This is a genomic window from Novosphingobium sp. B-7, assembly GCF_000410615.1.
GTDB lineage: Bacteria > Pseudomonadota > Alphaproteobacteria > Sphingomonadales > Sphingomonadaceae > Novosphingobium > Novosphingobium capsulatum.
Genome location: NZ_KE148391.1, coordinates 1 through 1,213 on the forward strand (window position 1 = coordinate 1; position 1,213 = coordinate 1,213).

The window sequence follows — 1,213 nt, forward strand, 5'->3', positions numbered from 1 at the left end:
GCTGCGTCAGCAGGGCGGTCTGGTCGATCACCCGGCCCAGCGCCAGCGCGGGATCGGGCGGCGTGGCGGTGGTCGACAGCCGCACCAGATCGCGTTGCAGCGCGCGCAGCAGGCGGGCGATCGCCACGTCGGTGCCCAGGTTGCGCAAGCCGGCGGTGAACCCTGCGGCCAGGACCACGGCCAGGACCTGGCCGATGTTGCTGTTCACAAAGCGTTCGAAATCGGGGTGGAAGCTTTCCTGGATGGCCAGCGCGCTGCAGAACCCCATGGCCATGGCAGTGGCCTGGCCACCCAGGCGGGGATGGGGAATGAACGCGGCGATCGCCAGCAGGGTGGGCGCCATGACCAGTGCCATCACGGTGAAATCGTGCACATAGGGCAGCACTTCGAACAGGTAGATGCCTGCTAGTGGCACGCCCGCGCAGATCGCCACGCCAAAGCGCAGGATCACCGGGATGGGATTGTCCATCGCGGCAAACAGGCAGCAGAACACCGCCGTCATCGCCGCTGCGCCCGCGCCATCGGCCCAGCCGGAATAGATCCACAGCGCGCAGCAGGCGATCACGGCCACTGACGCAGCGATGCCGGCCATCAAGGCATGGCCCAGATCCTGGTGCAGGCGCAGCGCGGCGCGCGGGCTGCGCAACGAGGCGGGCAGTGGCTGGCGCGGATCACGTAGGTGGTCGAGCGCCTGGCAGCAATCGGCCAGCAGCGTCACCACCTGGGCCAGGCGCACGCGATAGCTGGTGGCGAGCAGATCGTGCCAGGATTGCGGGCGTATGCTTTCGGGCACGGCGATCGCCGGGCGATCGAGCGCGGGGCAACCCGCCGCGATCCAGGCGCGGGTGGCGGCCTGGGCACTTTCCAGATCGGGATCGGCGCAGGCATCTTCGGTGGCGATGGCGCTGCGCCGGTCGGACAGGCCCGAGAGCAGCGGCAGCAGCACGAGCATGCGTTCGAGCAGCGCACGCAGCGTGCCGGTCATCTCGCGCCAGTGCGAGGTATCATAGGGCACGTGAATGGCCATCAGCGCGCAATCGACCACGTCGACGGCCAGCTGCTGCTGTTCGCGCGGGGCACGGCGCGGGGCGCCGCCGTCATCGGCGCTGCGCACGCAATCGGCGAGCCAGGCTTCGGCATCGCCCAGCCAGCGTTCCAGCCGCGCGCCCAGCGGCACGGCCACCGATTGCGGCAGGGACAGGCTGTGGGGGGG

At 70.0% G+C, this 1,213-nt stretch carries 1 protein-coding gene; it reads right to left on the bottom strand.

Annotated features, from left to right (window positions below; all coding sequences use genetic code 11):
• Positions 1-1,213 (bottom strand): FUSC family protein (locus H926_RS28220; protein ID WP_202804751.1); only part of this gene is annotated, 1,213 nt, incomplete at both ends.